23 protein-coding genes are annotated in these 22,745 nt (G+C 71.7%); 16 read left to right on the forward strand and 7 right to left on the reverse strand.

The window, feature by feature from the left end:
• Positions 1-6: 6 nt before the first annotated feature.
• Positions 7-657 (reverse strand): GtrA family protein, encoded by a 651-nt coding sequence (locus RR1_RS04860; protein ID WP_010839229.1) that lies wholly within the window; start codon positions 655-657, stop codon positions 7-9.
• A gap of 180 nt (positions 658-837) precedes the next feature.
• Here RR1_RS04860 and RR1_RS04865 point away from each other — a divergent pair, with 180 nt between their 5' ends.
• From RR1_RS04865 to RR1_RS04890, 7 genes are all read left to right on the forward strand, one after another.
• Positions 838-2,139 carry a 5-(carboxyamino)imidazole ribonucleotide synthase gene (locus RR1_RS04865; RefSeq protein WP_010839228.1) on the forward strand — a complete coding sequence of 434 codons (1,302 nt, stop codon included), beginning with the start codon at positions 838-840 and terminating at the stop codon, positions 2,137-2,139.
• Positions 2,136-2,651, forward strand: coding sequence for a 5-(carboxyamino)imidazole ribonucleotide mutase (gene purE, locus RR1_RS04870; protein WP_010839227.1), 516 nt, complete (start codon positions 2,136-2,138; stop codon positions 2,649-2,651). The genes RR1_RS04865 and purE overlap by 4 nt, the downstream gene beginning before the upstream one ends.
• A gap of 14 nt (positions 2,652-2,665) precedes the next feature.
• Positions 2,666-3,691 carry a sensor histidine kinase gene (locus tag RR1_RS04875; protein WP_238559040.1) on the forward strand — a complete coding sequence of 342 codons (1,026 nt, stop codon included), beginning with the start codon at positions 2,666-2,668 and terminating at the stop codon, positions 3,689-3,691.
• Entirely contained in the window at positions 3,652-3,873 is a 222-nt protein-coding gene (locus RR1_RS22795) for an ATP-binding protein (RefSeq protein ID WP_238559039.1), read from the forward strand. Before RR1_RS04875 ends, RR1_RS22795 begins: the two co-directional genes overlap by 40 nt.
• Entirely contained in the window at positions 3,870-4,613 is a 744-nt protein-coding gene (locus tag RR1_RS04880; RefSeq protein ID WP_010839224.1) for a response regulator, read from the forward strand. The genes RR1_RS22795 and RR1_RS04880 overlap by 4 nt, the downstream gene beginning before the upstream one ends.
• Before the next feature lie 85 nt (positions 4,614-4,698).
• Positions 4,699-5,604 carry an ABC transporter ATP-binding protein gene (locus RR1_RS04885; protein ID WP_071990762.1) on the forward strand — a complete coding sequence of 302 codons (906 nt, stop codon included), beginning with the start codon at positions 4,699-4,701 and terminating at the stop codon, positions 5,602-5,604.
• A 23-nt stretch (positions 5,605-5,627) separates the two neighbouring features.
• On the forward strand, positions 5,628-8,027 hold the full coding sequence (locus tag RR1_RS04890) for an FtsX-like permease family protein (protein WP_072713603.1): 2,400 nt from the start codon (positions 5,628-5,630) through the stop codon (positions 8,025-8,027).
• On the opposite strand, the gene RR1_RS04895 is transcribed toward RR1_RS04890, so the two are convergent.
• Together RR1_RS04895 and RR1_RS04900 are read right to left on the reverse strand one after the other, a co-directional pair.
• Positions 8,008-8,712 carry a TIGR03089 family protein gene (locus RR1_RS04895; protein WP_040774391.1) on the reverse strand — a complete coding sequence of 235 codons (705 nt, stop codon included), beginning with the start codon at positions 8,710-8,712 and terminating at the stop codon, positions 8,008-8,010. The genes RR1_RS04890 and RR1_RS04895 overlap by 20 nt on opposite strands.
• A gap of 41 nt (positions 8,713-8,753) precedes the next feature.
• Entirely contained in the window at positions 8,754-10,292 is a 1,539-nt protein-coding gene (locus RR1_RS04900) for an LCP family protein (protein ID WP_274518694.1), read from the reverse strand.
• A gap of 104 nt (positions 10,293-10,396) precedes the next feature.
• Here RR1_RS04900 and rfbD point away from each other — a divergent pair, with 104 nt between their 5' ends.
• The 4 genes from rfbD to RR1_RS04920 all read left to right on the forward strand — a co-directional run bounded on the left by rfbD (position 10,397) and on the right by RR1_RS04920 (position 14,168).
• Positions 10,397-11,248: a dTDP-4-dehydrorhamnose reductase gene (gene rfbD, locus RR1_RS04905; protein WP_010839219.1), complete on the forward strand. Its 852-nt coding sequence runs from the start codon at positions 10,397-10,399 to the stop codon at positions 11,246-11,248.
• 68 nt (positions 11,249-11,316) lie between these two features.
• Entirely contained in the window at positions 11,317-12,243 is a 927-nt protein-coding gene (locus RR1_RS04910) for a glycosyltransferase family 2 protein (RefSeq protein ID WP_010839218.1), read from the forward strand.
• Between the two features lie 3 nt (positions 12,244-12,246).
• Complete coding sequence (gene manB, locus RR1_RS04915) at positions 12,247-13,326, forward strand: mannose-1-phosphate guanylyltransferase (RefSeq protein WP_010839217.1); 1,080 nt, start codon at positions 12,247-12,249, stop codon at positions 13,324-13,326.
• Positions 13,327-13,403: 77 nt separating this feature from the next.
• On the forward strand, positions 13,404-14,168 hold the full coding sequence (locus tag RR1_RS04920) for an SGNH/GDSL hydrolase family protein (protein ID WP_010839216.1): 765 nt from the start codon (positions 13,404-13,406) through the stop codon (positions 14,166-14,168).
• Here the strand turns inward: RR1_RS04920 and RR1_RS04925 are convergent.
• The 3 genes from RR1_RS04925 to cofD are packed head-to-tail and all read right to left on the reverse strand — an operon-like array spanning position 14,131 to position 17,050.
• Positions 14,131-14,715: an NUDIX hydrolase gene (locus RR1_RS04925; protein WP_040774385.1), complete on the reverse strand. Its 585-nt coding sequence runs from the start codon at positions 14,713-14,715 to the stop codon at positions 14,131-14,133. The two genes, RR1_RS04920 and RR1_RS04925, sit on opposite strands and share 38 nt — an antisense overlap.
• Positions 14,715-16,082 carry a coenzyme F420-0:L-glutamate ligase gene (locus RR1_RS04930; RefSeq protein ID WP_010839214.1) on the reverse strand — a complete coding sequence of 456 codons (1,368 nt, stop codon included), beginning with the start codon at positions 16,080-16,082 and terminating at the stop codon, positions 14,715-14,717. The genes RR1_RS04925 and RR1_RS04930 overlap by 1 nt, the downstream gene beginning before the upstream one ends.
• The gene (gene cofD / locus RR1_RS22800) at positions 16,079-17,050 is read right to left on the reverse strand and encodes a 2-phospho-L-lactate transferase (protein ID WP_010839213.1); all 972 of its coding nucleotides are present in this window, start codon (positions 17,048-17,050) and stop codon (positions 16,079-16,081) included. The genes RR1_RS04930 and cofD overlap by 4 nt, the downstream gene beginning before the upstream one ends.
• 461 nt (positions 17,051-17,511) lie before the next feature.
• On the opposite strand from cofD, the gene RR1_RS04940 reads away from it, so the two are divergent.
• Positions 17,512-17,814 carry a WhiB family transcriptional regulator gene (locus tag RR1_RS04940; RefSeq protein ID WP_051111258.1) on the forward strand — a complete coding sequence of 101 codons (303 nt, stop codon included), beginning with the start codon at positions 17,512-17,514 and terminating at the stop codon, positions 17,812-17,814.
• A gap of 39 nt (positions 17,815-17,853) precedes the next feature.
• Here the strand turns inward: RR1_RS04940 and RR1_RS04945 are convergent, their stop codons facing one another.
• Complete coding sequence (locus RR1_RS04945) at positions 17,854-18,339, reverse strand: metallopeptidase family protein (protein ID WP_010839209.1); 486 nt, start codon at positions 18,337-18,339, stop codon at positions 17,854-17,856.
• A 73-nt stretch (positions 18,340-18,412) separates the two neighbouring features.
• Here RR1_RS04945 and RR1_RS04950 point away from each other — a divergent pair, with 73 nt between their 5' ends.
• The 4 genes from RR1_RS04950 to manA all read left to right on the forward strand — a co-directional run bounded on the left by RR1_RS04950 (position 18,413) and on the right by manA (position 22,737).
• On the forward strand, positions 18,413-18,808 hold the full coding sequence (locus tag RR1_RS04950) for a DUF3499 domain-containing protein (RefSeq protein ID WP_071990766.1): 396 nt from the start codon (positions 18,413-18,415) through the stop codon (positions 18,806-18,808).
• 137 nt (positions 18,809-18,945) lie between these two features.
• Entirely contained in the window at positions 18,946-20,325 is a 1,380-nt protein-coding gene (locus RR1_RS04955) for a phosphomannomutase/phosphoglucomutase (protein ID WP_010839207.1), read from the forward strand.
• 118 nt (positions 20,326-20,443) lie between these two features.
• Positions 20,444-21,493, forward strand: coding sequence for a hypothetical protein (locus RR1_RS04960; RefSeq protein WP_040774379.1), 1,050 nt, complete (start codon positions 20,444-20,446; stop codon positions 21,491-21,493).
• A complete protein-coding gene (gene manA, locus RR1_RS04965; protein WP_010839205.1) occupies positions 21,493-22,737 on the forward strand; it encodes a mannose-6-phosphate isomerase, class I in 1,245 nt (414 codons plus the stop codon). Before RR1_RS04960 ends, manA begins: the two co-directional genes overlap by 1 nt.
• Positions 22,738-22,745: the final 8 nt, after the last annotated feature.

The following is a 22,745-nucleotide window of genomic DNA, read 5'->3' on the forward strand; positions in this document are numbered from 1 at the left end:
GTCCGGTCAGGACCGCAGATCCCGGTCGCGTCGTTCGCCCGCCTCGTCGGCGAGCATCGCCTCTTCGGCCAGTACCACCTCTTCGGTCAGCGCGGCCGTCGAGACCGTCCCGGCGATCTCCGCCTCCGCGAGCGTCGTGTCCGTCCGGTGTCCCGCGTCCGGCGTCACGATCGGTGCCTTCTCGGGGAAGACGAACCACTTGAACGCGAAGTACCGGAACAGCATCTGCAGGATGTTGCCGATGATGTAGGCGCTCACGAAGTCGGCGATGTTCTCCACCGTGAGGCTGACGTTCGGTACCCGCAGGTTGAACGCGTAACTGGAGATGTAGAGCGGCACGAAGCTCAGCACGACGCCGACACCGCTGATCCCGAAGAACAGCAGCGCCTCACTCGCGCGATCGCGGCCACCGCGGTGTTTGAACGACCATTCGCGGTTGAGGACGTACGACACGAGCACCGCGACGACGCCCGCGATCACCTTCGCGGTGACCGGCTTGTGGTCGAGAATCGTCAGCTTGAGGGTGTAGAAGATCGCGGAATCGATGACGAAGGTCGTTCCGCCGACGATCGCGAACTTCACGAATTCGGCATGGCGGGCCACGAAATCCCGTGCGGGCTCCGGAAGCCGGGCGTGAACGCCCTCGAGTACTGACACAACGTTCGAGTGTACGAACTATGGCTGAGGGATTGCTATGAGGTGGACTCGATCGGCGCCCCGCGTGTCGCACGGCACGTCGTCGCGGCACGGTGCCGCTCTCTCCCGGCCGGCCCCGGACCGGCCCCGGACCGGGGCCGACGGCCGCTGTGACACCGCCGGCGACCGTCGTGACACCATATGAACGTGACCGTGACCCCCGACCAGTCGCCCGTGTCCGCCCGGCCCGAGCCGCCGCGCGAACTCGCGGCGGGGCAGCCCGTCGTGACGATGATCGGCGGCGGCCAGCTCGCGCGGATGACGCACCAGGCGGCGATCGCGCTCGGCCAGAGCCTGCGCGTACTCGCGGCGTCCGCTGACGAGCCCGCCGCGCGCGTGACGCCCGACGTCGTCCTCGGTAGCCACGACTCCCTCGACGATCTGCGGGCCGCCGCGACCGGGTCGCACGCACTGACCTTCGACCACGAGGGCGTTCCGACCGAGCACCTCGAGACGCTGGTCGCGGAGGGCGTCAACGTCCAGCCGCCGCCGCAGGCGCTGATCTACGCGCAGGACAAGCTCGCGATGCGTCGTCGGCTGAGCGAGCTCGGCCTCCCGATCCCGCCGTTCGCGGAGGTCACGTGGGCGGGCGACGTCGAGGCGTTCGCCGACGAGCACGGCTGGCCCGTCGTGATCAAGGCGGTCCGCGGCGGCTACGACGGCCGCGGCGTGTGGATGCCCGAGGACGCCGACGACGCCGAGCGCATCGTCGGCGAGCAACTCGACAAGGGCACGACCCTCATGGTGGAGCAGCGCGTCGCGTGGCGCCGCGAACTCTCGGCGATGGTCGCGCGCTCGCCCTTCGGGCAGGGCGCGGCGTGGCCCGTCGTCCAGACGGTGCAACGCGACGGCCAGCTCGCCGTCGCGATCGCACCCGCACCGGACCTGTCGCAGGAACTGGCCGACCACGCGTCCTCGCTGGCACTGCGGCTCGCCGGCGAGCTCGGCGTCGTCGGTGCGATGGCCGTCGAGCTGTTCGAGACCGAGGACGGCCGGGTGCTGGTCAACGAGCTCGCGATGCGCCCGCACAACTCGGGCCACTGGACGATGGACGGCGCGCGCACGTCGCAGTTCGAGCAGCATCTGCGGGCGGTGCTCGACTACCCGCTCGGCGACACCTCGCCGATCGCGCCGGTCACCGTCACCGCCAACGTTCTCGGTGGCGCCGAGTCGCCCGCGATGAGCATGGACGAGCGGATCCATCACCTCTTCGCGCGGATGCCCGACGCGAAGGTGCATCTCTACAACAAGAGCGAGCGCCCCGCCCGCAAGATCGGGCACGTCAACATCGTGGGCGGACCCGGCTCGCTCGACGACGCCGAGTACGTCGCGGACGTGCGTGAGCGGGCCGAACGCGCCGCCCACTGGCTCTCGCACGCCGAGTGGACGGACGGCTGGGACCCGCACACCGGGACGACCGACGAGGCAGGAGCACAGCGATGAGCGCGACGACGACCGGCGGCCCCCGTGTCGGGCTGATCATGGGCAGCGACTCGGACTGGCCGACGATGGAGCAGGCCGCGATCGCGCTCGCCGAGTTCGACGTCCCGTTCGAGGTGGGCGTCGTCTCGGCCCATCGCACCCCGCAGCGCATGCTCGACTACGCGCGCGACGCGGCGGGCCGCGGCCTGCAGGTCGTCGTCGCGGGCGCGGGCGGTGCGGCACATCTCCCGGGGATGGTGGCGTCCGTGACGCCGCTCCCCGTGATCGGTGTCCCGGTGCCGCTGAAGCACCTCGACGGCATGGATTCGCTGCTGTCGATCGTGCAGATGCCCGCAGGCGTCCCCGTCGCGACGGTCTCGATCGGCGGAGCGCGCAACGCGGGCCTGCTCGCGGTCCGCATCCTCGCCGCCACCGATCCCGCGCTGCGGTCGCGGATGGAGACCTTCCAGGCATCGCTCGAGACGATGGTGCTGGAGAAGGACGCGGCACTGCGCGAGCGTCTGCTCGGCTGACGGCGGAGCCGACCGTGCTGCGCCGGGTGGGGCCGCCGGAACGTTCCGGATCGCGGGCGCGCACCGTGGACCGGATCGTCGCCGTGATCGCGGCCGTCCTGTCGACGGTGTGGATCGTGACCGTCTCGGAGTGGTCGGGCGCGTCGATCGTGACGCAGCTGCTGGTCTGCGTCCTCGGACTCGGACTGACCGTTCCGCTCGCGTGGCGCCGGACGCGTCCCGAACTCTCCGGCTGCACGATCGCGGTGTTCGCGCTCGTGCATCTGGTGTTCGTCGACACGGTCGTCCTGGCCGAGGTGCTCACCGTGCCGGCCGCCGTCTATGCGATGGCGGCGTACGCGCGGCAGTGGGCGTGCGTCCTCGCGCTCGTACTCGGCGTCGTCGGCTCCGGCATCGCCGGTGCCGTCTACCTCGCGTACGACGGCATGCCGCGATGGGGTTTCGTCCTCAACATCGTCCTCTCGGCCGTCTTCGTCGCCGCGATCTGGGCGTTCGGTGCGGTGCGGCGGGTACGGCTGCAGGAACTCGATGCGCTCGCCGAACGCGCCCGGCTGCTCGAACTCGAACGCGAGCAGGAGGCCCGGCTCGCCGCCGCAGACGAGCGCGCCCGCATCGCGCGCGAGATGCACGACATCGTGGCGCACTCGCTGACCGTCGTCATCGCGCAGGCGGACGGGGGACGGTACTCGGTGCCTGCCGGTTCCGACGCCGCGGCGGTCTTCGACACGATCGCGTCGACGGGGCGCGAGGCACTCTCGGAGATGCGAGCACTGCTCACGGTGATGCGCGACGGCGACGAACGCTCGTTCGCGCCTGCGCCGACCATCGACGACATCGCGGTACTGGTCGACGAGACGACGTCGAGCGGCGTCGCGGTCGACGTCGAGACGCTCGGGACGCCGCGCGACGTCCCGCCCGGTACCGCGCTCACCGCCTACCGCGTCGTCCAGGAGTCGCTCACCAACGTCCTCAAACACGCCGGCCCGGTGCGCGGGCGCACGTGCGGATCGAGTGGGGCGCCGACGCGCTCGCGCTCGTGATCGTCGACGACGGCCGCGGCGGCGCCGCGCTCGTGTCGGCCTCGGCGGGCGGCCAGGGGGTCGCCGGGATGCGCGAGCGAGTGCGGCTGCACGGTGGGCGACTGCATGCGGGCCCCGTCGGCGGTGGCGGCTACCGTGTCGAGGCGAGTCTTCCGTACGAACAGCGAGGGGCGGAGCGGTGACGGACAACCCGGGGGATGGAGCGCCGATCGCGGTCGCGCTCGTCGACGATCAGCAGCTGGTCCGCGCCGGCTTCCGCATGGTCATCGAATCGCAGCCGGACCTCGCGGTCGTCGCCGAAGCGGACAACGGGCGCGACGCGCTGCGGGTGCTCGCCGAACGCCGCGCCGACGTCGTGCTCATGGATGTGCAGATGCCCGGCATGGACGGCATCGAGGCGACGCGGCGGCTGCTCGCCGCACCGTCGCCGCCGAAGGTCGTCGTCCTCACGACGTTCGACAACGACGAGTACGTGATCGCTGCGCTCGGTGCGGGGGCGAGCGGCTTCCTGCTCAAGGACGTCCCCGCGGAGGACATGCTCGCGGCGATCCGGACCGTTCACCGCGGCGACGCCGTCATCGAACCGCGCTCGACGCGCAGACTGCTCCGGCACGTCGGCGCCCACCTCGCGAGTGGTTCCGCCCCGGGTGGCGCCGCTCCGACCGTTCCGGACGATCTCACCGCGCGGGAGATCGAGGTGCTCGCCGAGATGGCGCGTGGCCTCAGCAACGCCGAGATCGCGGCGAGCCTCACGATCTCGGAGACGACCGTGAAGACCCACGTGGGACGAGTGCTCGCGAAGACCGGGTCGCGCGATCGGGTTCAGGCGGTGATCTTCGCCTTCCGCGTCGGACTCGTGTCGCGCACCGATCTTCTCGAGGAGGCCGGCGGCGAGGCCGGTGGTACCGCGAACCCCGGTTGATCCTCCCCGGGTAGGACGCCGCGCGGCGCAGAGACCCTTCCGTGCTCCGACGCGCCGACCTCGCTGTTCTTTCTAGTCTCGGGGCATGACGTTCGAGGGCGTTCCGTTCGGGGACACGGATTTCGGGGGCACGACTTCCGGGGGCACGGGGCCGGAGGCCGCGCCCGCCGTCCGGGTGAGAGGGCTCTCGAGGCCCTTCGCCCCGCGCGTGCCCCGCCGATGGACACGCGGACGTGAGCCGGCCTCGTCCGGTCCCGACATCGCGCGGCCCGACATCGCGCGGCTCGACATCGCGCGGCTCGACATCGCCGCGGGTGCGCTCACGGCGATCCTCGGTCCGTCGGGCTCGGGAAAGAGCACCCTCGTCGACAGCCTCGCGGGCGTGCATGCTGGATCGGATACGGGCCGGGGCGTCTCGGGTGTCGTCGAGATCGCGGGAACCCGGATCTCGACGTTGCGCGACTCCGCCCTCACCGTCTTCCGGCGCGATCACATCGGGACGGTGTTCGCATCGGCGAATCTCGTCCCGATGTTCTCGGCCCGCGAGAACATCCTGCTGCCGATGCGGCTGGCGGGACGCGAACCCGCGGACCCGTGGTTCGACGAGATCGTCGCCCGCTTCGGGCTGGCGGAACGACTCGGCCACGCGCCGGAGCAGCTCACGACCTACGAGCAGCAGTGCGTCGCCCTCGCGCGTGCCCTGGTGTCGCAGCCGGACGTGGTGTTCGCCGACGAACCGACGCGGCACCTCGACTCGATGGCGACGTCGCGGTTCCTCGGCCTGCTGCGGGCGAGCGTTCGCGAGGATCGCCTCACGGCCGTGCTGACGACCCACGATCCCGTGGTCGCGTCGTACGCCGATCGAGTCGTCGTGCTCTCGGACGGCCGGATCACCGGGGAGATCGCCGATCCCACGCCCGCACGAGTGGCCGCCGGCCTCGGCGAACTCGCGGGACGGCCGATCGAGGACAGCGGCGGTGAACGATGGTGAGTGCGTGGCGCACACCGCGACCGGTGACGACGTCGCTCGCGTGGGCGCTCGCTCGTGCCGACGGCGCCCGGTTCCTCGTCGCGGGGGTGGCGGTCGCGGTCGCGGTTGCTCACCTCGTCGTCGCGCTCGCGCTCGCGGACGGCCTGCGCGCGGGCGCGGCCGACGTCGCGACGGCCCACCAGCGCGAGACCGACGTGCTGGTGACGGGACCGCTGGATCCCGCTGTCCTCGGCCAGGTACCCGGCGTCGCGCAGGTCGTGTCCGACGACACCGTCGCGGTGCGCGTCGACGCCGAGCACGGAACGTGGTCCGGGGTCGCGGCGTCTCTCGCCACGCCGGGGCCGTTGCGCTGGCAGACGCTCTCGGCGGGACGATTCGCCGAGACACCCGGTGAGGTCGTGGTCTCCGACGATGCGGGTGTCGCGATCGGCGACGCCGTCCGGATCGCGTCCACCGGCGGCGTGGCTGCCCCCGTCGGTGCGACGGTCGTCGGCCTCGTCGACGTCGGGGACACGGCGTTCCGGGCGAGCCCCGTCGCCGTGTTCGGTTACGAACAGCAGTGGACGCGGCAGTTCGCGTCGGATGCGACGTGGCGCGTCGCCGCTGCCGCGGGGACGGCTCCGGACGTCCTCGTCGAGCGCATCCGCACGAGCGTTCCCGGAGTGGACGTCGTGGTCACGGGAGAGGAGGCACGAGCGGAGATGCCACCGGCCGGGCCCGGGTGGATCTCGATCGTGGTCCTCGTGATGCTGTGTTTCGCGGCGGTCGCCGCGCTCGTCGCGATCTCGATCGTGCATCACACGTGCGCCGTGGTGCTCGGGGGGCGCACCGCCGAACTCGCGGCGCTACGCCGGGTGGGTGCATCGGCAGCGCAGGTCCGCGGAGCGCTCGCGGTCACGGGAGCGATGCTGGCAGCGGCGTCCTCGGCGCTCGCGATCGTGCTGGCGGCCGTCGCGACGACGGCGCTCGGTGGGGTCCTGCACGACGTCGGAGTTCCATTCGCGCACAGCGAGTTCCGTCCGCTGTGGGGACTCGCGGGAGCCGGCGCGGGGTTCGCGGTGATCGCGGTCGCGAGTGCCGGTCCGGTCCTGCGGGCCACGGGTGCCTCGCGCTTCGTGCCCGGCGCTCCGGCCCGGGTACGGCTGCGCTCGCGCGCCCACGTCGCACTCGCCGTCGCCGGAGCCGCCCTCACCGTCCTCGGCGTCGTCCGCACCGACATCCGGATCGCCTGTGCCGGCGGCCTCGCGACCTTCGTCGCGCTCATGCTCGCGGCGCCCACGCTGCTGCCGTTCGTCCTGCGTCCGTTGCGACGGCGGCTCTCGGCCGCGGGCCCGATCGCGGATCTCGCGATCCGCGCCGCGACGCGCGCGTCCGGCCACACCCGCATGACGGCGTCCGCTCTCATGGTGTGCGTCGCGCTGTCGAGTACGGCGGTCGTCGGTGCGACGATGCTGCGTGAGAACACCGACGACCTGCTCGACGAGTACTACCCGGTGGACCTCACCGCGACCTTCCCGAGCCCGCTGCCACCGCTCGCCCGCGACGTCGTCGCCGCGGTCGGTGGCGTGTCCGACGTCGCGTCGCTCCGTGCTTTCGAGACACCGGAGATCTCCGGGTACGTCGTCGACGCCGTCGCCGCGCGCGACGTCGCGAGGCATCCCGTCGCCGCGCCCGCGCCGGGAACGATCGTGTTGTCGCAGTACGATCTCGCGCGGCTGGACCTGACGGCGGGGGAGACGACCGAGGTCGGCGACGCGGCGCTCGTGGCGGTGCGTGGGCCGGACGGCAGCCCGCCCGTCGTCGCCGACACGGAGGCTGCGGCAGTCGGTGCGCGAGAGGAGGTGTCCGCCTTCTGGATTCGGCTCTCCGATCCGCACGGGGGGGCGAGTGCTGCCGAGGCCGTCACGGCCGCGGTGGCCGGGCTCGACTCCGCGAGCACAGTCGATGGGCCGCTACCCGTGCGCGACGAGATCGGCACCGCGATCGGCACGACGCTCGTCGCCTCGCTGGGCGTGCTGTCGGTGGTGTTCGTCGTCGCGGTGGCGGGGGTCGGGAACAGCGTCGCGCTCACGACGCGCGAGCGCGCCGGCGAGTCGGCACTGCTGCGGATCATCGGGCTCGGCCGACGTCAGCTACGACGCGCGGTACTCGGCGAGGCGGTGCTCGTCGCGGCTGCAGCCACGTTGTGCGGTGCGGTCTTCGGCGTCGTCCACGGGGTCGCGGGCGCCGCTGCGGTGACGGGGCTCGGACCGGTCTCGGTGGACGCGGTGCCGTGGCTCGCCGTCGGGGGCATCGTCGTCGCCGGTGTGGCGGGCGGTCTCGTCGCCGCGGTGGTCCCGGCAGCGCGAGCGGCCCGGCGCCCGCACGGGGTACGTCGACGCCGCGACGCCGCGACGCGCCAGATCACGACAGCGAGCGGGTGACCTTCTCCGTCTCGACCCGGCGTTCCTGCCGGTCGGGATCGGGGTGAGCGACCTGGACGAGCGAGGCACCGGCCACGAGCGGCGCCAGCAGCGACTCCACGAGGTCGTCCGCCGTCGACCACGTGCGGGACGACAGCACCCGATCGGCCGCGGTGAGGCCGCTGCGCTCCGCCGCGTCCGCGGCGGCGGTGGCGATCTCCGCGACGGACATCCCGGACAGTGCCGCGCCTGCGCCCGCCGGTGAGAAGGCGTCGCCGTGCACCCGCACCGCCGTCGCGTAGTCGACGATCCCGAGCGGCAGGTCGGGGACCGGAAGACCGAAGGCGTGCAACGACAGTGCGACGACCTCGGGGGCATCGGAGTCGAGCCCGTCGGCCGTCACGAGAGCGGCGGCGACGTCGGTGTCGTCGGCGTCGAGCACCGCCTCGGCACCCGCCCACCACACGCCGAGCAGGACCGCAGCCGTCTGCCAGTGCGCAGGCAGGAGGACGGCGACGCGGTCGCCCGGCGCGATCCCGATCTCGTCGCGCAGCAGGTTCGCCGTCTTGGCCGCCCAGTTGGCGAGTGTGACCGCGGACAGCTCGATCCGCTCGCCGGTCGCGTCGTCGTACCAGGTGATGCGCGGCCCGGCCGGATCGCGCGTCAGCGCGGGATCGAGCAGGGCATCGGTGAGTGTCGCGGGCATCGTCGTGCCGTCCTTCGGGATCGAGATCGGGTGCAGGAGCGTCAGTTGACGCACCGGGGCGAGTCGGAGCCCGCCGTGATCGGCGGGCCGGGCGGCACCGGGGTCATCGTGCCGTCGGCGGAGGTGACGCCGTCCGGAGCCGTCCCGGTCGGTGTCTGCGCCGTGGTGGCGCTTCCTTCGACGCCCGGCCCGCTGTAGTCGGAGGCGAGGACGACCCGGACCTCGTCGTCGGACAGCGACGAATCCGCCTCGATGTCGACGTCGCCGACGGACGCCGCGACGGCGCGCGCCGCGTCGGACTCCGGATCTGCCGCGAAGACCGTCGTGCGGGCCGGAGTCGTGCCCGTGTGGTTTCCGACCTCGCCGGTCGCGTAGCCGATCTCGGCGAGCGCAGCGGAGGCCGCGTTCGCGAGCCCGGAGACGGCGCTCGCGTTCGCGACGTCCACCGTGACCGTGGACGGATCGATGTCGGGGGCGGGCGACGTGGTGGCCGAACCGGACTCGCTCGTCTCGTCGCCGGCATCCTCGCCGACGAGCCCGGCCACGAACGACCGGACCTCGGGCGGATCGACGACGACGATCGACTCGCCCCACTCCGTCATGCCGTTGAGGTTCGCGACGGGGATCGTGTCGAACTGGACGTCGCCGCCCGCGAGATTCTGCAGTTGCCGCGCGAAATCGACGATGTCCCAGTCGTCGTCGATCACGACGGACCGCTCGACCGCGCGGGTGAGCTGGCTCAGCTTCGCGGGGTCGCTCAGTGTCCTGGCGCTGAGCACCTGGTTCGCGAGCGAGGCCATGAAGACCTGCTGACGGACGATGCGGTCGAGATCGCCGCGCGGCAGATCGTGCCGCTGCCGCACGAAGCTCAGGGCGTCCGGCCCGGACAGGGTCTGCTCACCCATGGTGAAGTTCGCGCCCGAGAGCGGTTCGTCGACCGCTTCGTTCAGGCACACGTCGACGCCGCCGACGGCGTCGGTGAGCAGCACGAATCCGAGCAGCCCCACCTCGGCGTAGTGGTCGACGGTGATGCCGGTCAGGTCCGCGACCGTCTCCACGAGCGCTTCGCGACCCGCCCGCGAGGACTCCCGCTCGGCCTCCGTCTCGGATTCGCCCTCCTCGACGAGACGTTCGCGTTCGGTCGCTTTCGTCGTTCCGTACGCGGCGTTGATCTTCGACTCGCCGATGCCGGGGACGTCGACGTACGAGTCGCGCGGGATCGAGATCGCCGTCGCGGAACTGCCGTCGTTGGGGACGCGGATGAGCAGGATCGTGTCGGTGTTGGTGGCGGCCTCCTCGCCGGCACGCAGCGTGTCCAGTTCCTGCTGGCTCAGCGGGTTCCCGTGCGCGTCGGTGCGGCTGTCGGTGCCCACGAGCAGGATGTCGACGGCGCCGTCCGCACCGCCGCCGAGGCCGAGCCCGCCCGCCGTCGCGAGGTTGCTGCGGAGCGAATCGATACTGCGCCACGCGAGCCCCGTCGTCACGAGGACCAGGATCGACGCGAGCGCGACCACGAGGCGAAGCCGCCCGCGTCTGACCTCCGCACGCCGGTCCGCCGGCGACCGCACCTCGTTCGACACGCAGACCAGGCTACTGCCGAGCCCGCCGTGGCCGGGGTAGCCCCGATCCGGCGTGGCAGTGTTCACGCACGGGCACGGCGGCGCGCACATGGGACACTCGCGGAGTGAACACCATGCTCGTCACCGGCGCGGCCGGTCAGCTCGGCAGCGCCGTCGTCGCCCGTGCCGGAGAGCTCGCACTCCCCGTCGTCGCGGCGGTGTCGAGCGATCTCGACATCACCGACGAGCGCGCCGTGGAGCGCGCGGTCGGCGCACGCGAACCCGGCGACGTCCTCGTGAACTGTGCCGCGTACACCGCCGTCGACGCCGCCGAGACCGATGCCGGCCGCGCGCATGCGGTCAACGCGCTCGGTCCCGGTCTGCTCGCACGGGCGTGCGCCCGCGCCGGGGTCCGGCTGATCCACGTCTCGACGGATTACGTCTTCGCGGGCGACGCGCACGAGCCGTACGACCTCGACGCCCCGACCGCGCCGCGCACCGTCTACGGTCGCACCAAGCTCGACGGCGAGATCGCCGTGCACCGGGCGCTGCCGTCCGCGCACGTCGTGCGGACCGCCTGGGTCCACTCGGGTACCGGGACCGACTTCGTCGCGACGATGCGCCGGCTCGAGGGCACCCGCGAGAGCGTCGACGTCGTCACCGATCAGGTCGGGTCGCCGACGTACGCGCCCGATCTCGCCGCGGGCCTCGTCGAACTCGCGACGACGCCGGTCGACGCGCCGATCCTCCACGCCACGAACGCCGGCGTCGCGAGCTGGTTCGATCTCGCCCGGGCCGTCTTCGAGGGCATCGGCGCCGACCCCGAACGCGTGCACCCGTGCACCTCCGAGCAGTTCGTGCGCCCCGCGCCGCGCCCCGCGTACTCGGTCCTCTCGCCGCGCGCCTGGGAGGCCGCGGGGCTGACGCCGCTGCGGCCCTGGCGGGAGGCGCTCGCGGACGCGCTCGCCGCCGGCTGACGTCGCGGCGCACCACGCGCCGTACGGGTGATGCGGCGAATCACCGGCCGCCCGCTACGCTTGCCCGCGTGAGTTCGAAGCTGGCCGTGGTGACGGTGACCTACTCGCCTGGCGAGCATCTCGAGCGATTCCTGTCGACGCTCGCCGCGGCGACGACCCACGAGCACGTCGTCGTGATGGCCGACAACGGGTCGACCGACGGCGCGCCCGAGGCGGCGGAGGCGGCGTTCGAGAACGCGCGACTGCTGCGCACGGGCGGCAACATCGGCTACGGCGGCGCCGTCAACCGCGCCGTCGCCGAGCTGACCGACGTCGACTACGTCGTCATCGCAAATCCCGACGTCCGCTGGTCCGAGGGTGCGATCGACGAACTCCTCGCCGCTGCCGAGCGCTGGCCGCGCGCGGGGGCGCTCGGCCCGCTCGTGAACGAACCCGACGGCTCGGTCTACCCGTCGGCGCGCGAGGTGCCCGGAATCGTGTCGGGCGCCGGTCACGCCGTGCTGGGCAGGATCTGGCCCGGAAACCCGTGGACCCGCCGCTACCGGCAGCAGGACATCGCGGTCTCGGAGCGCCCGGTCGGCTGGCTCTCCGGCTCGTGCCTGCTCGTCCGTCGCGACGCCTTCGACTCGATCGACGGGTTCGACTCCCGCTACTTCATGTACATGGAGGACGTCGACTTCGGCGATCGCCTCGGCCGGGCCGGATGGCTCAACGTCTACGTGCCGTCCGCACACGTGACGCACGCCAAGGGGCACGCCGCGGGCCGTCATCCCGAGATCATGCTGCCCGCGCACCACCGCAGCGCGTACCGCTTCCAGGCCGACCGGCATCCGCACGTGTGGCAGGTGCCGCTGCGCGTGGCGCTGCGGATCGGGCTCGCGGTGCGGTCGAGGCTCGCCGTGCGCGCGGCCCTGCGCGAGCGCGCTGCGGACGTACCGAACACGCGGACCGGGCAGCCGGAGCAGCGTCCCGAGAGCAGAGACGAGAGGGTCTGACACGTGGGAATCGAGAAGGCCACCGATGCGGTGGTGCTGGTCGGTGGCAAGGGAACCCGGCTGCGGCCGCTGACGATGTCGGCACCCAAGCCGATGCTGCCGACGGCGGGACATCCGTTCCTCGAACACCTGCTCGCGCGGATCCGCGCCGCGGGAATCGAGCACGTGATCCTCAGCACGTCCTACAAGGCCGAGGTCTTCGAGGAGTACTTCGGCGACGGCTCGGGCATCGGCCTGGACATCGAGTACGTCACCGAGGACCAGCCGCTCGGCACGGGTGGCGGCATCCGCAACGTCGAGTCGGCGCTGCGCGGCGACCACGTCATGGTGTTCAACGGTGACGTCCTCACCGGCGCCGACCTCGGAGCGATCCTCGACACGCACGTCGAGAAGGAGGCCGACGTCACGCTGCACCTGGTGCGCGTGAGCGATCCCCGCGCCTACGGCTCGGTCCCCACCGACGCGGACGGCCGCGTCACGGCGTTCCTCGAGAAGACGCAGGATCCGCCGACCGACCAGATCAACGCCGGCTGTTACGTCTTCACCCGCGCCGCGCTCGAGAAGATCCCGACCGGTCGTCCCGTGTCCGTCGAGCGCGAGGTCTTCCCGAGTCTGCTCACCGACGGCTCGCGCGTCTTCGGTTACGTCGATCACACGTACTGGCGCGACATGGGGACGCCCGAGGACTTCGTGCGCGGTTCCGCCGACCTCGTCCGCGGCATCGCGCCGTCGCCGTTGCTCGAAGGTGAACGGGGCGAGGCACTCGTGCATCCGAGCGCCGGCATCGGCGGGGGAGCGCTCCTGATCGGCGGCACCGTCGTGGGCCGCGGCGCGGTGATCGGTGCAGGTGCACGGCTCGACGGCGCCGTCGTGTTCGACGGCGCGCAGATCGAGGCGGGGGCCACCGTCGAACGCTCGATCGTCGGATTCGGCGTCCGGATCGGCCCGCGTGCGCTCGTTCGCGACGGCGTCATCGGCGACGGAGCGGACATCGGAGCCCGCTGCGAACTGTTGCGCGGAGCCCGCGTCTGGCCGGGTGTGGCGCTGCCCGACGGCGGAGTACGGTTCAGTACGGACGTCTGAGCGGTCGCTCCCGCGCCACCTTCGGACGTGCCCGCTGGATCGACGGTACCGAGGGTCGGGTTGAGAGGTTCGAGGCAATGGCCGAGTTCACGCGCTATGTCGCGATGGGGGATTCGTTCACCGAGGGAGTCGGCGACCCCGACCCGCAGCGTCCCGGTGGGCTGCGCGGCTGGTCGGACCTCGTGGCCGAGCAACTCGCCTCCCGCACGCCCGAGTTCCGGTACGCGAACCTCGCGATCCGCGGCCGTCTGCTCGACGCGATCGTCGACGAACAACTCGGTCCCGCCCTCGACATGGCACCCGATCTCGTGACGATCTACGCGGGCGGCAACGACATGATGCGCCCCAAGTTCGACGTGGACCGGCTCGTGGGACGGTACGACGACGCCGTCGCCCAGCTCACCGCGACGGGCGCGACGGTGCTCGTGTGGACGGCGTACGACGCCGGGTGGTCGCCGGTCTTCGGCAAGCTCCGCGGGCGCAACGCCGTCTACAACGAACTCGTCCGCGAGGTCGCCGACCGGCACGGCGCGACGCTCGTCGACTTCTGGCGTTTCGACGAGTACGACGACCACCGCATGTGGGACTGGGACCGGCTGCACATGTCGTCGCTCGGGCACCGCAACATGGCGGCCCGGGTCCTCGGCGTGCTCGGCGTCGAGCACGCTCTCGAGCCGGTGAGCCTCGGAACGCTCGCGCCGCAGCCGAAGTCCGAGGCGCGCCGTGAGAACCTGGTCTGGGCACGAGAGTTCTTGTTGCCGTGGATTTCCCGCCGGGTGCGGGGGACGTCCTCGGGTGACGGCGTCACCGCGAAGCGGCCGGTCCTCGCACCCGTCGGCTGACCCGCTGCGCCGCCAGCGCGAGCAGTCGTTCGATCGTCTCGTGCTCGGCGTCGTCGGGAAGCGCGTCGACCGGCCACCACCGCAGATCGACCGACTCGTGGCTGCGGACCGGGGCGGCGCCGTCGGGCGCCGTCACGAGGAACTGCAGATCGAGATGCCGGGTGGGCAGCCCGAGCGAGCACGTGATGGGGTGCGTGTCGAGCGAGAGCACGCCGGGTGAGATCGACAGCCCCTCGATGCCGGATTCCTCCCGAGCCTCGCGCAGTGCGGCGCCACGCACCGTGAGGTCGGTCTCCTCGCAGTGGCCGCCGAGCTGAATCCATCTGCCCACCTTCGGATGCAGGGTCAGCAGGACGTTGCGCATGGAGGCGTCCACCACGATCGCCGACGCCGTCACATGGCCGGGCGCGTACTCGCGCAGCACGCCGCGCGGGGCAGCGGCGAGGAAGGCGAGCACCGTGTGCCGCAACGCTTCCGCGGTGGCATCGGGCGCCTGCCATGCCTCGAGTTCGGCGACGGTCGAGGCGTGGATCGATTCGGCACTCATCACGCCTCCAGGTAGCGGCCGGCGGTGTCGGCGGGCTCGCGTGGGGTGAGGTCGTCGGGAGGGTACCCGATCGCGATCGCGCCCACGGGATTCCAGTCCTCCGGCAGATCCAGATGCTCGCGGACGACATCCGGGGCGAAGATCGTCGAACCGATCCAGCAGCTCCCGAGCCCGCGTGCGGCGAGCGCGACGAGCAGTCCCTGCACGGCGGCACCCGCGGCGACGGTGAACATCGTCTCCTCCGCGGCGGTGCGACGAGCGTCCGGGTAGCTGTGCGCGCCGTCGGGAACCATGAACGGGATCACGACTTCCGGTGCGTCGTAGAGGATTCGGCCGCGATCGACCCGCGCCGCGATCGAGTCCGCGTCGCGGCCGTCGCTGCGGAGGTCGGCCTCCCAGCGGTGCTTCATCGCGTCGAGCAGCCGGACGCGGCGGCCGCGATCGCGCAGCCGGACGAAACGCACCGGGCGGGTGTGATGTGGTGCTGGGGCGGTGAGCGCATCGGCGACGGCGTCGGTGATCAGCGCCGAATCGACCGGTGCCGAAGCGAATTCGCGGACCGAGCGACGCACCAGCACGGCCTCGCGCCGGCCCTGCTCGATCGCGAACTCCGTCCCGAGGTGGAACAGATCGTCCTCGCCGGGACGCACCAGCGCATGCGCCGTCGAGCCGTCGTCGCGCAGCGTGAGCCCCCGGACGACGGCCACCGGGACACCGCCGAGCTTGCCTTTCGCGAGATCGGCTGCGGCGGCGATCTCGTCGGCCACCGCGACCTCGGTGACGACGAGATCGTTGCCCTGCGAGTCGCGGCCGCCGGCGTAGGCGTGCAACACGGCGAGCCCGGCCGACCCGATCGCGACGTCGGTCTGCCCCGTCCGCCACGCGCGACCCATCGTGTCGGTGACGACGACGGCGACGGTGACGCCGGTCGCGGCGCGCACGGCCTCACGCAGCCGGGCGGCGCTCGCGTCGGGATCCTCGGGGAGCAGCGCGAGTTCGCCCGACTCGACGTTCGAGCCGTCGACGCCCGACGCCGCCTGGACGATCCCGAGCCGGTTCTCTGTGATGAGCGTGCGCCCCTTGCGGGCGAGCACGCGCACCGACTCGCCCTCGACGAGCCTGCGGCGCAGCGCATCTCGCTCGTCCGGATCGCGCGGTGCCGCCACGAGACGGCCCTCGGTCTTCGAGAACGCCTTGCTCGTCACGACGAGGACGTCGCCGTTCTCGAGCGGCGGGAGCGCGGCGAGCAGGATCGTCGCGAGGTTGTCGCCGGGACGGAACTCCGGCAGGCCCGTCACCGGGACGATCGTGATCGCGGCTCCGGACGCGTGATCGGCGACGTCGGAAGCCGATCCGCCGTCGCTCACGGTGCGATGCCCGCGATGTCGAGCGCCGCCCGCACCATCGCGGCGGTGGCCTCGGGATCGGTCATGAGCAACGGCACGGACCGCACCGTGACTCCGGGGATCTCGGCGGTGTCGCCCGTGTGGACGAGCCAGCCGTCGAGGATTCCGGTGTCCGAGCGCGAACCGTAGTGATTGCCCACTGCTTCCGCCGTCGTCTCGACACCGATCGCGGAGAGGCAGTCGTCCGCCATCCCGCGCAGCGCCGCGCCGCCGACGATGGGGGAGATCCCGATCACCTTCGCCGTCGTGGTCCGCAGCGCACCGCGGATGCCGGGGACCGCGAGGATCGCACCGATGCTCACCACGGGGTTCGACGGCGCGAGCAGGACGACGTCGGCGTCCTCGATCGCCGAGAGGACGCCCGGTGCCGGCCGCGCGTCGTCGGCGCCGACGTTGACGAAGTCGTGCGTCTCGATGCGGGCGCGGTAGCGGACCCACCACTCCTGGAAGTGGATCGCCTTGCGGTCGCCGGTGTCGGGATCGGTGACGACGACATGGGTTTCGCTGCGATCGTCGGTGACGGGCAGCAGTGCGACTCCCGGTTGCCAGCGCACGCACAGTGCCGCGGTGACGTCGGAGAGGCTGTACCCGGTGCGCAGCATCCGGGTCCGGATGAGATGGGTCGCGATGTCGCGGTCGCCGAGGCCGAACCAGTCCGGTGTCGCGCCGTACGCCGCGAGCTCCTCCTTCGCATTCCACGTCTCGTTCGCGTGCCCCCACCCGCGCTCGGGATCGATTCCGCCGCCGAGGGTGTACATGCACGTGTCGAGATCCGGGGTGATGCGCAGGCCGTGCATCCACACGTCGTCGCCGACGTTGACGATCGCCGTGATGTCGTGTTCGCCGTCGTCGTCGCGGCCGAGCAGGCTGCGCACTCCTTCGAGGAATCGCGCGCCGCCGACACCGCCGACCAATACAGTGACCTTCACGACGTATCAGCCTAGCTGCGCACGATCGCGAGGCCACGTCCCGTGCTCGAGCTGTGCGCGAGCTGCGCCGGGCCTGCGGCGAAACCCGGAAGCCTATTCGAGATTTCGCCGAACTCTTCACCACGACACACCGGTGCGTGCCATAATCACAGGTATGTCATTCCCACGCCGTCGGCCATTCGGATGGCTTGCAGCGGGCACTCTTTCGAACGCGGATTCCTCGAATATTCGTTCGAAGTGTCGTGACATACGTCCATTCGCGCGCGAACTGTAGGTGAGGAGGCGGAGCGATGCCCGACGAGTACACACGCGGTGCCGATGTCCACGGTTTTCCCGGCGGGGGGCCGTGGGCCGTAGGCCCGACGACCGACATCGACGAGCCGCGACCCGATTCCGATGCGAGCGCGGCGAACGGCGCACGCATCGACGGCGAGACCGACCGGGAACACGACAGCGCACCGATGCTGAGCGTGGTTCCGAGCGAGTCGAGTCCGGCGAGCGATCCCGTGTTCCTGCGAGGGTTCGACGAACTCTTCGAGAACATCGAGGATCAGTGGCAGGAACGCGCACTCTGCGCGCAGACCGACCCCGAGGCGTTCTTCCCCGAGAAGGGCGGCTCGACCCGCGAAGCCAAGCGGATCTGCCAGGGATGCGAGGTTCGCGACGAATGCCTCGACTACGCCCTCGCGAACGACGAGCGTTTCGGCATCTGGGGTGGCCTCTCCGAACGGGAGCGCCGGCGCCTCAAGCGCGGCATCGTCTGAATCGTCCGGCCCCCGGGTCACGGATCGGCAGTGCCGCGGCTAGTCCTCCGGCGCCCCGTCCGGATCGACCACGTCCGGATCGAGCCCGAGGTATGTCGCCACCTGCTGCACCAGAATCTCGTGCAGCAGGTCGGTGAGGTCCTCGGGATCGTCGGCACGGTGCTCGACGGGCCTGCGGAACACGACGATCCGGGCGCGCGTGGCGTCGCCCCGTCGGTCGATGCCCGCGGGGACCAGGCGCGAGAGCGGAACGGGCCCGTCGGCGACGACGTCGTCGGGCCACTCCACCGAATCCGGATCGATCGCGCGGATCTTGGGAACATCGTCGACGGCGATGTCGAGTCCGCGCAGGCGTCCGCCCCACCTGTCGTCGATCGGGCCGAACGCGTCGAGGACGGCGAGATCGAACCGTTCGGCGCGCGAACGGCGCCCCGGAACGTCGGGCGGAAGGACCGGTCCACGCGGGCCTCGGCCGTGCCGCTCGACCGTTCGGGCTGTGTGGCGGCGGCGCGGAGGTCTTGCCATGGCGCCGACATTACAAGCTCGCGGCGGTGTGTCCGAGTGGGGTGGCGAGGACAGGAGAGTTAAGGTGCTGGCTGTGAGATCACTGCGTCGATGCTGCCGACCCGGGTGCAAGAACCCCGCCGTTGCGACGCTGACGTACGTGTACTCCGACTCGACCGCCGTCGTCGGGCCGCTCGCGACGGTCGACGAGCCGCACTCGTGGGATCTCTGCGAGACGCACGGGTCACGGATCACCGCCCCGATGGGATGGGAACTCGTCCGGCACGAGGGTGCCTTCGCGTCGAGCACGCCCGACGAGGACGATCTCACCGCGCTCGCCGAGGCCGTCCGTGAAGCGGGTCTCGGCGAACGCCACGAGGACGCCGCCGCCGTCTCCGACGCCTCCGCCGACGGCGACCGCGGTGCGGCGCCCCCACCTCGGACCGGACGCCGCGGTCATCTGCGCGTCCTGCCGGACCCCTCGGTCTGAACCGGGCCGTCCCTCCGCTCTCCACTTCCCGCGCGATCCCCTCGCCACCGGTCGGCACCGCCGCAGCCTCCCGGCGGATAGGGTGAGCGCTGCCGTCGTCACCGCGGCCCCTGTCCACAACCCGAAGGAGCCCAGCCGTGTCGCGATCCGCCGAGTCCGTCCATTCCGTCGTCAAGGCGTACGACGTACGCGGTCTCGTGGGCGAACAACTCGACGAGGGATTCGTGCGCGATCTCGGTGGCGCGTTCGCCCACCTCATGCGGTCGGAGGGCGCCGCTCGCGTCGCCGTCGGACACGACATGCGCGATTCGTCGCCGACGCTCGCGCACGCGTTCGCCGAGGGGGTGACGGCACAGGGGCTCGACGTCGTGCTGCTGGGACTCACCTCGACCGACGAGCTGTACTTCGCGTCGGGACGGCTCGAGTGCCCGGGCGCGATGTTCACGGCGAGTCACAATCCCGCGCGCTACAACGGCGTCAAGATGTGCCGGGCGTTCGCCAAGCCCGTGGGACAGCAGACCGGTCTGGCAGACATCGCGCAGCAACTCGTCGACGGCGTCGCTCCCTACGACGGCGCGCGCGGCGACATCGCCGAGGCCGATCTGCTCGCGGACTACGCGGAGTTCCTGCGCTCGCTCGTCGATCTCTCCGAGTTGCGTCCGACGCGCATCGTCGTCGACGCGGGCAACGGCATGGGCGGCATGACGGCGCCCGCGGTCTTCGGTCCCCTTGCGGCGGTCACGATCGATCCCCTCTACTTCGAGCTCGACGGGACGTTCCCGAATCACGAGGCCAATCCGCTCGATCCCGCGAACCTCGTGGATCTGAGCGCGCGCGTCCGTGAGACGGGCGCCGACCTGGGGCTCGCCTTCGACGGCGACGCGGACCGCTGCTTCGTCGTCGACGAGAAGGGCGACGTGGTGTCGCCGTCCGCGATCACGGCACTCGTCGCGCAGCACGCGCTCGCGGCCGAGCCCGGCGCCACGATCATCTACAACGCGATCACCTCGCGTGCGGTCCCCGAACTCGTCGAGGAATGGGGCGGCGTCGCCGTCCGCACTCGGGTGGGCCATTCGTTCATCAAGCAGCAGATGTCGGAGACCGGTGCGGTCTTCGGCGGCGAGCACTCGGGGCACTACTACTTCCGCGACTTCTGGAACGCCGACTCGGGCATGCTCGCGGCGCTCCACGTCCTCGCCGCGTACGGCGCGCAGGATCGTCCGCTCTCGGAACTCATGGCCGAGTACGTGAAGTACGCGGATTCGGGCGAGATCAACTCGACGGTCGACGATCTCGCAGCGGCGGCCGACGAGGTCGTCGCGGCGTTCGCGGAGCGCACCGTCGCCGTCGACACCCTGGACGGCGTGACCGTGGATCTGGGCGACCACACGTGGTTCAACCTGCGCCCCTCGAACACCGAACCGCTGTTGCGGCTCAACGCCGAGGCGCCGTCGCGCGGCGCCGTCGACGCGGTGGTGGGAGAGATCCTGGGCATCGTGCGCGGCCGACTGGGATAGTGGGATCCACACCGTTCGACCCCGCGCAGTGCGGCCCGTCACACTGCACGGAGGTCGGCACGACGAGACCGGCCGGCACCACGAGGCCGGCCGGAAGGACAAGGGGGTGGTCGGGGCGATGACGACACCGATGCCCGTTCTCGACCTCGACGACGAGGCGGCGATCGGCGCCGCCGATCGTCACGCGGTGCTGCGGTCCGCGGCGACCGCAGGGGCGCAACTGCGGGCCGCGCAGGCAGCGGTGGACGAGGGCGAGCTCACGGGACTCGCGGGGATGCGGCCACGCAGCCTCGTACTCGTGACGGCAGCGGGCCGTCCGGCGCGTGCCGCTGCACTCGTCTCGTCGACGGCGACGCTCGGGTTCCCGGTCGTCCGCGTGCCCACGACGCCGTCGTGGGTGGGTCCGCTCGACGTCGTGGTGGTCGCAGGCGACGACGCCGGTGATCCGGCCCTCGCCCACGCCACGGACGCCGCGCTGCGCCGGCGGGCGGAGACGGTCGTGGTCGCCCCGTTCGAGGGGCCGCTGCGCGACGTCGCGGCGGGCCGGGCTCGCTCGCTCGCGCCGAGGATTCCGGCGCACCCACGCCACATGCTGATGCGGTATCTCGCGGGCTTCCTCGCGGTCGCCGCGGAACTGGGCAGGCCCGACGAGGCCGCGGCCGTCGACCTCGCCGCGCTCGCGGACGCCGCCGACGCCGAGGCCGTGCGCGGCGGACCCGGCAACGAGATCTTCCACAATCCCGCGAAGTCGCTCGCGTCGCGCGTGCACGGCCGCCGCGTCGTGTTCACCGGCGCCGACGCGCCCCACGTCGAACTCGCGCGGCACGCGGGCGAGGCGGCGGTGTTCGCGGGAGCTGTCGCGGCGTCCGCGCCGCTGCCCGATGTCGTCGCCGCGGCGCCCACGTTCCGTCCCGCAGCGGACGTCGATCCGCTCTTCTTCGATCCGGACCTCGACGATCCGGGGGACCGTCCGATCCGTGCGTTCGCGTTCTCGTCCGTCGCCGACGAGGACACGACCCGGCGCCGGCTCGCGACGGTGCCGGACGCCGAGGTCCTGGTCGCGAGCGAACTCGGTGAGCAGTCCGGCGACGTCGTCGCGCAACTCGTGACGCTCGCGACTCGTGTCGATCTCGCCGCGGCGTATCTCCAGCTGATGGGTGGTCACTAGTGCGGGTACTCGACGGCGCGATGCGCTACTACGCGTGGGGTTCGCGTTCGGCCATCGCCGCCGTTCAGGGCCGCAGGGTGCCGTCGGCTCATCCCGAGGCGGAGTTGTGGTTCGGCGCGCACCCGGGTGATCCCGCCCGCGTTCTCGGCGACGACGGCGCGGCCGAGGGGACGCTGCTCGACGTCGTCGAAGACGATCCCGTCGCGGCGCTGGGGGAGCGCAGCGTCGATCGCTTCGGCGCGCGGCTGCCGTACCTGCTCAAGCTGCTCGCGGCGGAGGAACCGCTGTCGCTGCAGGCGCATCCCAGTTCGGTGCAGGCCGCCGAGGGCTTCGAGGCCGAGAACGTCGCGGGGCTTCCGCTGGACGCCGCCGACCGCAACTACAAGGATCCGAGCCACAAGCCCGAACTCGTCGTGGCGCTCACCCCGTTCGAGGCGCTCGCCGGCTTCCGCGATCCCAAGCGCACCGTCGATCTGCTCGCCGCGCTCGCGGCGCCCGAGCTCGAGCCGTACGTGTCGCTGCTGGCCGAGCAGCCCGATTCGGGAGGGCTGCGCGCGCTGTTCACGACGTGGATCACGTTGCCGCCCAACGCCGTCTCGGCACTGATGCCCAAGCTGCTCGACGCGTGCGTCGCACTGCTCGCGTCCGACGCCGACGGCGAGTACGTCCGCGAGGCGCGCACGGCACTGCAGCTCGCGGAGGCGTATCCCGGTGACAGCGGGGTGTTCGCGTCGCTGCTGCTCAATCGCGTGTCGCTCGAGCCGGGGGAGGGGTTGTACCTGCCCGCGGGCAACCTGCACGCGTACCTGCACGGGGTCGGCATCGAGATCATGGCGAACTCCGACAACGTGCTGCGCGGCGGTCTCACGCCCAAGCACGTCGACGTTCCGGAACTGCTGCGCGTCCTGGATTTCGACGCCGTGGACGTCCCGCTCGTCGAGCCGCGATCGCTCGGTGACGGCGAGTACGTGTACGACACTCCAGCACCGGAGTTCGCGCTCGCGCGTATCGAACTCGGGGCCGGTGCGCACACCGATCTCACCGAGCGCGGACCACGGATCGTCCTGGTGACGTTCGGCCGCGTGCGGGTGACGTGCGGCGGGAGCGTCGTCGATCTGCCCGCGGGGCACGCGGTGTGGGTCGCGGACGACGAACCGGACATCCGGATCGACTCGGACACCGAGCACGCGCAGGTGTTCCTCGCGACAACGGCGCAGGACGGTGGGCGAGGGTCGCTGGGCTAGCCTGGACA

It is taken from the genome of Rhodococcus rhodnii NBRC 100604 (assembly GCF_001894925.1).
In the GTDB taxonomy this organism is placed as follows: domain Bacteria; phylum Actinomycetota; class Actinomycetes; order Mycobacteriales; family Mycobacteriaceae; genus Rhodococcus_F; species Rhodococcus_F rhodnii.